General features: G+C 65.4%; 10 protein-coding genes. 3 read left to right on the top strand and 7 right to left on the bottom strand.

Annotated features, from left to right (window positions below; all coding sequences use genetic code 11):
• The first annotated feature begins 194 nt into the window (after positions 1–194).
• Positions 195–1,817 carry a GMC family oxidoreductase gene (locus KM135_RS01880; RefSeq protein WP_221712195.1) on the top strand — a complete coding sequence of 541 codons (1,623 nt, stop codon included), beginning with the start codon at positions 195–197 and terminating at the stop codon, positions 1,815–1,817.
• Positions 1,818–1,897: 80 nt separating this feature from the next.
• Here KM135_RS01880 and KM135_RS01875 read toward each other — a convergent pair whose 3' ends face one another.
• On the bottom strand, positions 1,898–2,959 hold the full coding sequence (locus KM135_RS01875; RefSeq protein ID WP_221712194.1) for a DUF6282 family protein: 1,062 nt from the start codon (positions 2,957–2,959) through the stop codon (positions 1,898–1,900).
• A 330-nt stretch (positions 2,960–3,289) separates the two neighbouring features.
• Here KM135_RS01875 and KM135_RS01870 point away from each other — a divergent pair, with 330 nt between their 5' ends.
• Both KM135_RS01870 and KM135_RS01865 read left to right on the top strand, forming a co-directional pair.
• Positions 3,290–4,249 (top strand): cupin domain-containing protein, encoded by a 960-nt coding sequence (locus KM135_RS01870; protein ID WP_221712193.1) that lies wholly within the window; start codon positions 3,290–3,292, stop codon positions 4,247–4,249.
• A gap of 76 nt (positions 4,250–4,325) precedes the next feature.
• Positions 4,326–5,126: an HpcH/HpaI aldolase family protein gene (locus tag KM135_RS01865; RefSeq protein WP_221712192.1), complete on the top strand. Its 801-nt coding sequence runs from the start codon at positions 4,326–4,328 to the stop codon at positions 5,124–5,126.
• 21 nt (positions 5,127–5,147) lie between these two features.
• On the opposite strand, the gene KM135_RS01860 is transcribed toward KM135_RS01865, so the two are convergent.
• The 6 genes from KM135_RS01860 to dhaL all read right to left on the bottom strand — a co-directional run bounded on the left by KM135_RS01860 (position 5,148) and on the right by dhaL (position 13,115).
• Positions 5,148–6,512 carry an MFS transporter gene (locus tag KM135_RS01860; RefSeq protein ID WP_221712191.1) on the bottom strand — a complete coding sequence of 455 codons (1,365 nt, stop codon included), beginning with the start codon at positions 6,510–6,512 and terminating at the stop codon, positions 5,148–5,150.
• A 22-nt stretch (positions 6,513–6,534) separates the two neighbouring features.
• Positions 6,535–7,881: an MFS transporter gene (locus tag KM135_RS01855; protein ID WP_221712190.1), complete on the bottom strand. Its 1,347-nt coding sequence runs from the start codon at positions 7,879–7,881 to the stop codon at positions 6,535–6,537.
• A 16-nt stretch (positions 7,882–7,897) separates the two neighbouring features.
• Positions 7,898–9,280 carry an MFS transporter gene (locus tag KM135_RS01850; protein WP_221712189.1) on the bottom strand — a complete coding sequence of 461 codons (1,383 nt, stop codon included), beginning with the start codon at positions 9,278–9,280 and terminating at the stop codon, positions 7,898–7,900.
• Between the two features lie 195 nt (positions 9,281–9,475).
• Positions 9,476–10,021: a cupin domain-containing protein gene (locus KM135_RS01845; protein ID WP_221712188.1), complete on the bottom strand. Its 546-nt coding sequence runs from the start codon at positions 10,019–10,021 to the stop codon at positions 9,476–9,478.
• 389 nt (positions 10,022–10,410) lie between these two features.
• Entirely contained in the window at positions 10,411–11,406 is a 996-nt protein-coding gene (locus KM135_RS01840; protein ID WP_246605656.1) for an alpha/beta hydrolase, read from the bottom strand.
• 14 nt (positions 11,407–11,420) lie between these two features.
• On the bottom strand, positions 11,421–13,115 hold the full coding sequence (gene dhaL / locus KM135_RS01835; RefSeq protein ID WP_221712187.1) for a dihydroxyacetone kinase subunit DhaL: 1,695 nt from the start codon (positions 13,113–13,115) through the stop codon (positions 11,421–11,423).
• Between the last annotated feature and the right edge of the window lie 186 nt (positions 13,116–13,301).

Here is a 13,301-nt window from a genome sequence, read left to right as displayed (position 1 = left end):
GTGTGAAGTTTATCTGTGCCTGTGGCCGGATGGGATGAAGTTTGGGCGGGCGCCCGATCGGCATGGCCTTGCCGAGATAAATGACGGGGGAACGGGATGTCGAACAGGCTTTTGGGGTGCCAAGCGGCGCTGTTGGACTTCGTGCGACCGAACGGTCGGCGAGCGTCCTGTCGCGAAGGTCTTTCGGCATACAGATGAGCCATTTCGATTATATCGTGATCGGGTCCGGCTCGGCCGGCTCAATCGTGGCGACGCGCCTCAGCGAGGATCCGGATGTTTCCGTGCTCCTACTCGAGGCCGGGCGGCGCGACGATCATCCGTTCATGGGCATGCCGATCGCCTTCCCCAAAGTCGCGACCGATCCCAAATATATCTGGCCGTTCGAGACCGATGCCGAACCCGGCCTCAACGGACGGCAATTGCCGATCCTGCGCGGCAAGACGCTGGGCGGCTGTTCCTCGATCAATGCCATGATCAATGTGCGCGGCAGCCGCTTCGACTATGATCTCTGGCGCCAGCGTGGCCTCGAAGGCTGGGGCTATGCCGACGTGCTGCCCTATTTCAAGAAGTTGGAGCGCAGCTGGCGCGGCGAGAGCCTCTATCACGGGACCAGCGGCCCGATCGGCAATGCGTCGGTCGACCTGCCGGAGGCGCTTTATCCGCAACTGGAACAGGCGGCGATCAATGCCGGACTGCCGGTCTGCGAGGATCATCACGGCGCCGAGCAGGTCGGCATCAGTCGCGTAGAGGTCACAACCAACAATGGCCGACGCGCGAGCACGGCGCGGGCCTATCTGCACCCCGCCATGAAGACGCGAAAGAACCTGACCGTCCTCACCGGCGCGCAGACGACGCGCATCCTCGTGGAGGGCAAGCGGGCCGTCGGTGTCGAATATATGCGCGGCGGCCAGGTGGAGCGCGTCCATGCCGACCGCGAGATCATCGTCTCCGCCGGCACCTATGCCTCGCCGCAGCTGCTGATGCTCTCGGGGATCGGCCCGGCCGATCATCTGCGCTCGGTCGGTGTCGATGTCGTGCAGGATCTTCCGGGCGTCGGCGAGAATCTCCAGGAACATCCCAACATCCTCAACATCTACCGCGCGAACGGAAAGCTCGGCCTGACGCCGCATCTGCGGCTCGACAAGGCGACGATCGCGGTGATGCGCTGGGCGCTGTTCGGCGAAGGGCCGTTCGCGACTGCGGGCACGATGGCCAACATCTTCCTGCGGACGCGGCCCGAACTGGAGCGGCCGGACGTGCAGATCATTGCCATGCCGGTCCACCAGCATGCCGAGCTCTGGTTCCCCGGCTTCACCAGGCCGCCCGTCTATGCCTTCACCGCGCGGGTCGGCATCCTGCATGCCCTCTCGCGCGGCTGGGTGAAGCTGCGCTCATCCAATCCGCTCGATCTGCCGCGCATCCGCTTCAACATGTTCACCGAGCGGGCGGACATGGACGCGATGATCAATGCCGTGAAGTTCAGCCGGCATTTGTTCGACCAGTCTCCGATGCGCGAGCTGATCGCCGAAGAGCTGCTGCCCGGCAAGGACATGCTGACCGACGAGGTGCTGGAAGAGGGCATCCGCAATCAGGCGGAGCATCGCCATCACGCTGTCGGCACTTGCCGCATGGGCATCGACGAGCGCGCGGTGGTCGATGCGCAGCTGCGCGTTCACGGCATAGAGGGCTTGCGCGTGGCCGATGCCTCGGTCATGCCCGAAGATCCGTCCGGCAATACCAATGTGCCGACGCTGATGATTGGCGAGAAAGCCGCGGACCTGATCAAGGGCCGCGCTCTCACGCCCGAAGACGTTTGAAAATGGCGCGCTGAAAAGACGCCAGCGGGAAGCGGTCCATCTCTCTCTCCGGGCCGCTTCCCGTACCCTTTCCGGGAAGCCTAGAGCAGCGGCAGGCCGAGCACCTTTGCCGGATTGGTCTTGAACATGAGCGTGAGGTCCGCCTCGGTGAAGCCGGCCTCGCGCAGCACGCGCGCGGCGACGACGAGCGCGTCGGGATGGTTGCGCGATCCAGTGAGGCCGCTGTCCGATGAGACGATGCAATTGGCCGGGCCGACCGCGCGGATCGCCTTGATCGTCGCCTCGCGCAACGCGCCGCCGAGTTCGGCCGTGACGATCTCGGCATAAGCGCCCATCGCCGTCGCCTTCTTGAGCTGCTCGATGGTCGGATCGGTGAACATCGGACCCAGGCCAGGATGCGTGATGATGATGCGATCGATGCCGCGCTTGCGCGCCTCGGACACGATCTGGAGCATCTCCACCGGATTGACGTGGCCCGTCGCGAGCGTGAGCTTGTATTGCGCGATCAGGTCCAGCACTCCGAGCACGGACGGCAGCAGCACGCCATTTTGTGAGACGATCACATAGGGCCGCGCATCTTTGAGGAATTTGACTTCCTTCTCGGAATCGTGGCTCGGCATCCAGACGATCTTGGCGTAGTTGCCCTCGACCTCGGCGAAGTAGCGCACGGCCTGCGGGTTGACGCCGCCTACGGTCGCGTTGAGCGCCAGGCCGCCGAACACCTCCAGCCCCTCGGCCCCGGCATATTTGCGCACGAGATAGGCCGTGCCCGCCGACTCGGTCCAATGGTTCTTGAGGACGATGCCGCGCATCCCGCGCGCCTTGGCGAGCTTGGCGATCTCGAAGGCATCCCATTGCCGGGCATAGGTGTCCGGCCCGAAATGGGCATGAATGTCGATCGCGCCCTTCAGCACCGGGTCCTGCAGATTCTCGTCCACAGAGCGCTTGGTGAACTTGCCCTTGTAGGATTCCCAGCCGCTGAGCGCGATGTTCTTCGACGGGTTGACGACCGAGTTCGGCGCGGGCGCCCAGGTGACGGGCGCGTCGGCCGGCTTGGCCTCCTGCGCCAGCGCCGGAACGCCGGCCGCCACAGCGAAACAGACCAGTGCTGCCATCGATGTCTTCACGCTCACTCGAACCATGCCTTGCCTCTCCATACTCACTAACTGCCGCTTCTAGCCGATGCCACGTCCGGCATTTGTCGCGAACGGCAGTTTCGCTTCACAAATTTCATTAACATTTTCATCGAACCATCACGCGCGTTGCCATGACTCGGCGCCGGGGCGTAAATTCCGTCCGACGGAATCTTGCGACATTCCGCATAGTCGCGAGGACATTGACAAACAAGCGGCGGTTTCGTTTGTTGAAACCCTGTTTCGTTCGTTGACATGACTTGGCCGGAAACATAATTATCATGTTATGTTTCCGAAAGCGGTCGCGCTGCCGATCGCACAGCCCGCAGGAGAGGTAAGATGAGCACCAACTATCCCAAAGGGGATCCCCGCAACGCGCTCGCGACGGCGCAGCGCGATTCGAATGCCGGCGGCGGCAGCGCGACTCCCGCGAGCTATGGCCTCTATTACAAGGACAAGCCGGTCGACGACGACGCGAACGGCAAAGCCTGGTACACGCGCGGGCAGGATCTGCTGGTCAACTATATCGAGGCGGCGCCGGGCGGCACCTTCTCGCGGACCGGCCAGACCGACGAGTATATGATCGTGCTGATCGACGAAGACGTGCCCTATGAAGTGAGCGCGCAGCACGGCGTCAACGGTCCCGAGACCAAGACCGGCCCGGGCTATCAGGTGGTCATCGTGCCGCCGGGCGACAGCAGCATCACCCTGCCCAAGGGCGGCCGCGTCGCGCGCCTCTTCTCGACTCAGTCGGCCGATCTCAACGCCAAATGCGCCAATGCCGCGACCTATGCCACGCCCGACCGGAACATTCCGCCATTCCAGCGCTGGCCCGATCCGGTCGATGGCTTCAAGCTGCGCGTCTATGACCTCTGGAAGGAGCGTCAGCCGGGCAAGTTCGGCCCGATCTGGCGCTGCACCACGATCATGCTGAACTTCCCGCCCCCGGGCGGCGGCCCGCGCGACATCACCAAGATGTCGCCGCACAGCCATGCCGATTTCGATCAGTGCTCGTTCGTCGTGCAGGGCTCGTTCCTCCACAACATGCGCTGGCCCTGGGGCGTGGACAAGAATGAGTGGCGCGCGGACGAATATCCGATCACCGAGGCACCCTCGGCCACCTTCATCCCGGCCCGCGTCATCCACTCGTCGGAAAGCCTGCACTCGAAGAACAACCGCATGGCCGACATCTTCGCGCCGCCGCGGCTCGACTTCTCGCTGCTGGAAGGCTGGATCCAGAACCACGACGAATATCCGCTGCCGGAAGGCGTCACGATGCCGGAAAAAACACCGGCCTGATCAACTCCATTCGAGGCCCGCGTGCTAAATGCGGGCCTCTTTTTTCGTCCAGACCTCCTGAAAGGCCGATCCTGCCATGAGCACTGCCCGCCCCGACATCCGCGAGTTCCGCAACCGAGTGAAAGCCGGCGAGCCCGTGCTCGGCACCTTCATGAAATTCCCGGTGCCGCAGCCGACCGAGATCCTCGGCCAGGTCGGCTTCGATTTCGTGATGCTGGACGAGGAGCATTCGCCCTGGACGCGCGAGCAGCTTGGCCATGCCTATCTCGGCGCCCGCGCCTTCGGCATTGCGCCGATCGTGCGCATCTCGCGCCCGGACGCTGCCAGCGTGCTCTCCTGCCTTGATGACGGTGCGGTCGGCGTCATGTGCCCGCATGTCGACAATGCGCAGATGGCGCGCAATCTCGCGTCCTGGTCGCGTTACAAGGGCGGCTCGCGTGGCTCGGGCGTCAGCCGTGGCGGCGACTATGGCGGCAAGGCGACGGGCGGCATCGACGCCTATTATGAATGGGCCGACGGGGTCAGCACGGTCTTCGCGATGATCGAGGATGCCGCCGCCATCGAGAATATCGAGGAGATCACGGCGGTCGAAGGCATCGACGTCTTCTTCCTCGGCCGAGGCGATCTCGGCCTGTCGCTGAGCAATGTCCAGGGACCGAAGCCGACCTTGGACGAGGCGGTCAAGAAGGCCGCCGAGGCCGTGCTGCGCAATGGCAAGGCCCTCGCCGCCGTCTGCCCGAGCCTCGCTTCCGACGACGCGCAGGCGATGAAGGACATCGGCGTGACGGTCATGCTGGTCGGCAACGATCAGGCCTTCATGCGCAATAGCGCGGCGGCGCAGCTCACCAATTTCAACAAGCTGATGAAGGGCGCCTGATCGGCCTTCGCCGAAGGCGCGTCAGGCGCCTTCGGCGAGCCTTTGCTGTCGATAGAGCCGGCCATAGGGCGCGATCGTCTTCCACATGAAGATCGCTCCCAGCGGCCCCAGGACGAGCCGGAAGCCGGACATCACATAGCGCAGATCCTGCTCCGATCCCGCCACATAGTCGGTGAGGAGTGCAACGAGCGTCGGCCCGAGCGAGCCGGCAATGGCATTGGCCAGGATGAAGTAGAGCGCCGTGACCTGGCTGCGCATCTCGTTGGGCGTGGTGAGCTGGAGCGCGGCGCTGAACGCCGGACTCGCCATGGCCGCCGCCGCACCGCCGATCGCCACACAGCCGAGCGAAAGCCATGGGTTCGGCATGAGCGGCCCGATGATTCCGAACGGAATGGCGAGCGCCTGCGCGATGAAATAGACGCGCATGTTCGCATCTTCGTGCCGCTTGGCGAGCCAGCTCGCGAACCATGCCCCGGCGAACATGCCGATCGTCGTGCTGATCATGCCGAACAGGCCGAGCAACGGTCCGGCAACGGCCGGTCCCCAGCCATAGGTCCGCTCGAAAAAGGCCGGCACCCAGGCGCCAAGGCCATAGACCTGGAACGACATGAGCAGGGTGGCGATGATGAAGGGCAGATGCAGCGCGCGATGCTCGACGACGAAGCCGATCACTTCGCGCAGCGAATAACCGCCTTGCTTGCGTCCGCCGCGCCGTGTCGGCTCCGGCACGGTGATGAAGAACAGGGCCGCGATGACGAGTCCCGGAATGCCGAGCATCAGGAATACGAGCTGCCAATTGTGAACGACGCCGATGCCGGCGAGATGGATCGGCTGCACATCCGCCAGCAGGCCGAGCAGCACGCCGCCGATCAGCAGCGACAAGGCGCCGCCGCCGACAAAGCCGCTATTGTAGATGGCATAAGCGAGCGGCAGCCGGTTGCGCGGCACGGCATCGGCGATCATCGAGAGGCTCGCCGGGCCGCAGCCCGCTTCCGTCCCTCCGATGACGGCGCGCGCGAAGAAATAGGCCCAGAAGCTCTGCGCGATCGTGCAGAAGGCGGTTGCGCAGCTCCACACGGCGAGGCAGCCGCAGATGACGCTCTTGCGCACGCCACGATCGGCGAGGCGCGAAAGCGGCGGACCGCCGACCACATAGAAAAAGGTGAAGGCGAAGCCGAGCAGGATGCTGACCTGCGTATCGGTCAGGTGGAAATCGCGCTTCATCGGCTGGACGAACAGCGCCAGCACGCCGCGGTCGATCTGCGACATAACCGCGACCAGCCCGGTCATATAGACCGTGTACCAGCCCCGATAGCTGGTGCCGTCGATCAGCGGCGCGCTGGCGGGCGGTGTCTCCGCCCCCGCGGCTTGTGTGCTTGCGGTCACGTCGTCCCCTCTTCTGTCCGGCTCAGTCGCCGGCCTCGATCCTGTCGCGATAGGCCTTGCCGTAGGGCCGGACCGCCAGCCAGATCAGGAAGCAGTCAATCGGCGCCAGCACGAGCCGGAAGCCGACCAGCACGTAACGCAGGTCCTCCTCGGCGCCGGCCACGAAGTCGGTCAGCAGCGCGATCAGCAGCGGCCCCAGCGTCCCGCCGATCGCGGCGATGCAGAACAGGTAGAGCGCGTTGATCTGGCCACGCATGGCATTGGGCGTCGAGAGCTGGAGCGCGCTGTTATAGCCCGCGCCGCCCATCGCCGCGATCGCACCGCCGATCGCGCTCACGCCGAGGGCGAGCCAGGGCGTCGGCATCAGCGGCCCTGCGACGAGGAAGGGGATGCACAGCAGATTGGCGAGGAACATCACGCGCAGGTTCGCGTCGTCGCGCCGCTTGCCGATCCATTCCGCCAGCCAGGCGCCGCCGAACAGCCCGGCCAGCGCCGCACCCATGTTGACCATGCCCAGCAACGGCCCGGCAACGGATGGCCCCCAGCCATAGGTCCGCTCGTAAAAGGCCGGAATCCAGGCGAGCGTGCCGAAGCTCTGGATCGAGTTCAGCAACGAGCCGGCCAGCATCGGCACATGCATGGCGCGATTGGCGACGAGGAAGCCGATGACCTCCTTGAGCGGATAGCCCTGCGCCTTGTGCCCGGCGCGGCGCTGTGGCTCCGGAACGGTGAGCATGATGAGCACCGAGACAAGAAGTCCGGGCAGGCCGAGGATCATGAACACGACTTGCCAGTCGCGGATCACGCCGATGCCGGGCACCACGATCGGCTCCATGCCCGCGAGCATGCCGAGCAGCAGGCCGCCGACGCCGAGTGCGATGGAAGCACCGGCGAGAAAGCCGGCATTGTAAATGGCATAAGCGCGCGGCAGCTTGTGGCGCGGGATCACGTCGGCGATCATCGAAAGCGAGGCTGGACTGCTGGCGGACTCCGCGCCGCCGATCACCGCGCGGCCGAGGAACAGCTGCCAGAAATTCTGAGCGAGACCGCAGAGCGCCGTCGCGCTGCTCCAGATGGCGAGGCTGGCGGCGACCACAGGCTTGCGGAAGCCCCGGTCGGCGATGCGCGAGATAGGAACGCCCATGATCGTATAGGTCAAGGAGAAGGCCAGGCCGATCAGCAGGCTGACCTCGGTGTCCGAGAGGCCGAGATCGCGCTTCATCGGCTGAACCATCAGCGAGATCACGTTGCGGTCGACCTGCGCGAGCATGACGACCACGGCCATCATGACGACCGTGTACCAGCCGCCCTTGACCGTCGTCTCGGCGGGGGCGGCCGTCATGCCAGCCTCGGCGGACGCTTGCGTCATGGGCGACGTCGCAGGGTCATTCGCCGCCCTCGGCGAGGCGCGCGCGATAGGCCTGCCCATAAGGCCGGATCGCCATCCAGATCAGGATCGCATCCAGCGGCCCCAGCACCAGACGGAAGCCGACCAGCACATAGCGGAGCGCCGCTTCATTCTGCGCGACGAAGTCCGTCAGCAGCGCCACCAGCAGCGGGCCGAGACCGCCGCCAATGGCCGCAATCGTGAAGAGATAAAGCGCGTTCATCTGCGCGCGCATCTCATTGGGCGTGGAGAGCTGGAGAGCGGCATTATAGGCCGGGCCGCCCATGCCGGCGATGACGCCGCCGCCCGCCGTGCAGGCAAGCGCCAGCCAGGGGCTCGGCATCATCGGCGCGATTGCGACCAGCGGGATGGAGAAGATCTGCGCATAGAAGAGCACGCGCAGATTGGCGTCGTCGTGGCGCTTGCCCAGAATTTCGCAGAACTTGGCCCCCACGAAAAGCCCGATCAGCGAACTGGCGAGCCCGGTGAGACCGATCAGCGGACCAGCCGTCGCCGGCCCCCACCCGTAGGTACGCTCGTAAAAGGCTGGGCCCCACGCCTGGATGCCGAAGGACTGCATCGACATGATCAGCACGCCGAGCAGCAGCGGCACGTGCATGCGGCCATTGGCCTTGAGGAAGCCGAACACTTCCCTGATCGGATAGCCGCCGGGCTTCTTGCCACCCTTGCGGCGCGGCTCCGGCACCGTGAGCATGATCAGCGCCGCAACGAGCAGCCCCGGCAAGCCCACGATCACGAACACCAGATGCCAGTTGTGTATATGGCCGATGCCGGGCAGCTCGACCGACGGCACATTAGCCAGCATGCCGAGCAGCAGCCCGCCGAACACCATCGAGAGCGCCATGCCGCCCATGACACCGCTATTGTAGACAGCAAAGGCACGCGGCAGTTTCTCGCGCGGGACGACGTCGGCCATCATCGAGAGCGAGGCCGGGCTGCTGCCGGATTCCGCGCCGCCGACAATCGCCCGCGCCGCGAAAAAGCTCCAGAAGCTCTGGGCGAGACCGCACAGCGCCGTGCCGATGCTCCAGATGGAGAGGCTGGCGGCGATGACGGTCTTGCGGACGCCACGATCGGAAATGCGCGAAACCGGCGGGCCGACGCAGGCATAGAAGAAGGTGAAGGCAAAGCCGATCAGCAGGCTGACCTCGGTATCCGAAAGGCCGAGATCGCGCTTCATGGGCTGGACGACCAGCGAGATAACGCCCCGGTCGATCTGCGCGAACATCGCGACGAAGGCCAGCACGAAGACCGTGTACCAGCCGCCCGCGCCCATCTGCGCCGTTTTCGCGGCTCCTTCCGGCTGCACTCCAGGGGAAGCGCCGGTCTCCGAGAAGTCACCGGCCTTGCTTGCGTTCACGCTTGACCCTCTCCGCACCGTCCGGACTGAAAACGATCAGCCCGGCCGGCTCTCCTACGACCCTGAACCGTCCGCCGCCTGGCGCCACGGAAAACATAACATGATAAGTATGTCTGTCCGTTCGCCAAGTCAACGCGCGAAACGCGGTATCATTGAACGAAACCAGGAGAGGTTCGCCAGGCGGTAGAGCAGCCCTTATCCGGCGCGCTTATGATCGGGATCCCAGTCGGGCATCGGGCCAATGAGCTTCTCCAGCGACGGCGTGATGCGGCCGGCGATCATCACGATGAACAGGCGGCAATGCTTGTCGGTGTGGTTGACCCAGGCATGGTCGGTCGCGCGCTGCACCAGAGTGTCGCCCTTGCGCAGGATGACCGGCGGCACATCATCCGGGAAAAGCATCGTGATTTCGCCTTCCAGCACGTGGAGATAATCCACGCTGTTGGTGCGATGCATGAACGGCTGGGCGTCGGCCGGAGTCGGCGGAATATCGGTGATCCGCACGCGCAGGCCATTGTCGGGCATGTTGAAATTGACCGGGCCGGCCGTCGGGTCCGGCTCGGTGGCGTCGATCGGCACGGGTAGCGTGTCGTGCTCCCAGATGTCCTGCACGCGCCAGCTATCCCCGCCTGCGCCATGAAAGACGCACAAATTATCGATCATCGCGACCGACCGGCCATTTTCGTCATGGCCGGTGATGACCCGGCGAAGGTTCGGATAATTGTCCGTGCTGTCCGACATGCTGATCTTCCTCTCGGTCTCGCGGGGACGTCAGCGCCCCACCGCAGCGTTTTTCATGATCTCGTTGGTTCGCGAGACTGCCCGCAAAACATAACATGATAAATATCTGTCGGCAGCAAGGCTTGTCAACGCGCCATTGCCGAGAGCTTTGTGCACAGCCGGCTTCGGCGGGGCTGGTCGCGACGACAGTGCGGAGCTTGTCTTTCTGCTGTTCCCCGGCGAAGGCCGGGGTCCAGTCCTTTAAGGACAGTCGCACGCGACAGCGTGCATTCGGCGCTCCGCGCCGAGTGGACCCCGGCCTTCGCCGGGGAACAGCAGAGGTTTAGTGACGGCTCTCCACCCCAAATCAGCCCTTGCGGCGAACTTCATCCGCCCTGCCTCTACCCTGCTCAGCCCGCCGTGCCCGTCACGCGCCGAATGAAGCGCGCCACTTCCTTCTGGATATCCTCATTCTCCGGCGCTTCGCTCGGCAGGAAGCCGCCATGCGGCATGGCTTCCCAGACATGGAGCTCGGCATCGATACCGGCATTGCGCAGCTTGCGGTGGATGAGCACCGAGTTGGACAGGAAGAGATCGCGCGTGCCGGTCTGGATCAGGGTCGGCGGGAAGCCCTTGGTGAAGTCCGCGAACGAGGGCGAGAGATAGGGATCGGTCAGGTCGTGGCCATTGGCATAGATCGCATTGGCTTCCGTCAGGCCGCGCCGCAGCACGACGTCGAGATCCTCATTGGTGCGGAAGCTGTCGCCCGATTCGGTCAAATCCACCTCTGGTGTCATCAACACGGTGCCAGCCGGCATGGGTATACCCCGGTCGCGGATCATGAGCGTCGCCGCCGCTGCAATGTTGCCGCCCGCCGAGCTGCCGCCGATGACGATGCGCCGTGGATCGACGGTCTCCAGCAGCGCCCTGTAGACGGCGACGACATCCTCCGGCGCCGCTGGAAAGGGATGATCCGGCGGCATGCGATAGTCCACAGAGACCGTCCGCGCGCCAAGCCGGACGGAGGCGCGCGCGCCCAGCAGTTTGGCAAACGCGCCGCCACCCACGACGAACGCACCGCCATGGACGAAGAGATAGACCGGGCTGTCGGCCGCGACGCCGTCGCTCGGCGCGCAATCATAGCAGAGCACGCCCGCGATATGAGTCGTGTCGATGGTCGCCCTGATCGTGGCGAGCAACGGCGCCGCCATCTTCTCCCAGTTGGCGTCGCTCTCCGCCGCGTTGCGCCGCCAGCCATCCGCATTGTCGGCGGCAGGCCAGCTCAGGCCCGGCCCTGCCGCGCCGTCCGACAGGGCCTTTTGCGCGGCGGGACTGATCGTCGAAGGCGGGAATATGTCGCGCGCCCCGACGCGAACCGGGGTGAAAGGCGCTTCCTGATCGGCCATGATCCTGCTCCTGTTCAGCCCCGGAGTGCGCCCATCCAGATCGACACCGCGACGGCACCCGGATCGGGATGGCCGGTCGCGCGGTCGCCAATATAGCTGGAGCGGCCACGGCGCGGCTGCATTGCCCGCGTCGCTTCGGCACCGGCCAGTGCGGCTTCGTGCATCGCGGCGATCCGCGTGGCGGCATCGCCCGACGCGGCCGCAAAAGCATCGGCGGCAGGTACGAGCGCATCCAGCATCGTGCGGTCGCCCGGCGATGCGCCGCCAAGCTCCATCATGCCGAAGCAGGCCGCCTTGAGCGCCCGCCCCCATGCAGCCGGGTCCTCGGCGCGCTCCTCCTGCGTCAGGGTCGAGGCCGCACGCAACACGAACATGGCGTAGAGCGGGCCGGACGTTCCGCCGAGCCAGCGCCGCAGCAGGGCCGAGACCTGCGCTAGCGCGCGGGCCGGATGCTCAAGGTCGAGCGTGGCGAAGGCCGCCTCGATGCTGTCCGCGCCGCGCGACATGCTGATGCCGAGATCGCCATCGCCGACTGCACTGTCGAGCCGCGTCAGTTCCGGCTCGGCTGCGCGCAGGGCAGCCGTGACGGAGTGGATGGCGCTGGCGAAGACAGCGGCGTGCCCGGCGCTCCATTGCGGACCGACGATGCTGTCGTCGATGCCGAGGTCGATCGCGGCGGTGCGCCGGACCTCGTCGGCCGGACGGCTCGGCGGCACCCAGGCGGCCGCTTGCGTCGGCGCCAGCAAGCGGCCAGCGCGCGTCTCGTCAAGGCGCAGCAGCGAGAGCGAGCAGCCCGCCATTTCGAGCGCGCTCAGGAACGTCCCGCTCATCGCGGCCTCAACGTTGATGCCCAGTTCGGCCAGCCGCCGCAGCGCATAGCGCGTCACGATGGCCAGCTCGAGCGCGGGCGTGCCGCCAAGGCCATTGACCAGCAACGCGACCCGATCGCCGCTCTTGTAGCCACCATATTTGACGATCTGGGCAAGCAATTCCTCCAGCATCTCGTCCACCGGGGCGATCTTGCCCCGGCGCACGCCACTCTCGCCATGAATGCCGAGGCCGAACTCGACTTCGTCCTCGCCGAGCTCGAAGCCGGGCTTGCCGGCGGCAGGCACCGTGCAGGGCGTGAGGCTGAGGCCCATGCTGGCAAGATTGTCGGCCGCCGCCTGCGCCTCGTCGCGCACATGCGCGAGGCTGAGTCCCGCATCGGCCGCCGCACCTGCGATCTTGTGGATGAGAATCGTGCCCGCAATGCCCCGACGCCCGACCGCAACATTGCCGTCACCGAGCGCGACGTCGTCACCCACAATGACCATCTCGACCGGAATACCGCGCGCCCGCGCAAACTCGGCGGCGAGGCCGAAATTGAGCTTGTCGCCCGTATAATTCTTGATGATGAGCAGCACGCCCGCCGCGCCGCCGACCGTCAGGATCGCCTTCAGCACCGCATCGACGCTCGGCGAGGTGAAGACGGCACCGGCGATCGCGCCGGTCAGCATGCCCGCACCGACATAGCCGGCATGGGCCGGCTCATGGCCCGAGCCGCCGCCCGAAAGGATCGCGACCCTGCCCGCCTGCTTCACCGCATCGTAGTCCGCTCGGACGATGACGGTCTCGTCGGCAAGGAGAATCAGGCGGTCGTCCGCGCGGACAAGGCCCTCCACCATCTCATCGACCACATGAACGGGGTCATTGATCAGTTTCTTCATCTTGCTGACTCTCCGGTCTTTCCCATTGCGGCACCGGCATTCGAGGCAGGATCGCCTCGTTGACAGCTTGCCGGCGGGGATATACTTATCATGTTATGTTTTGCGGCACGGCAGTGCATGCCAAACACAATAGCACCACGCAAGGTGGGAAAATGCCGGAGGGAAGCAGAAGGGAGCGGCACGCAT

Source organism: Sphingobium xanthum, assembly GCF_019737615.1.
Taxonomy (GTDB): Bacteria; Pseudomonadota; Alphaproteobacteria; order Sphingomonadales; family Sphingomonadaceae; genus Sphingobium; species Sphingobium xanthum.
This window is presented reverse-complemented; position numbering and strand designations above follow the sequence as displayed.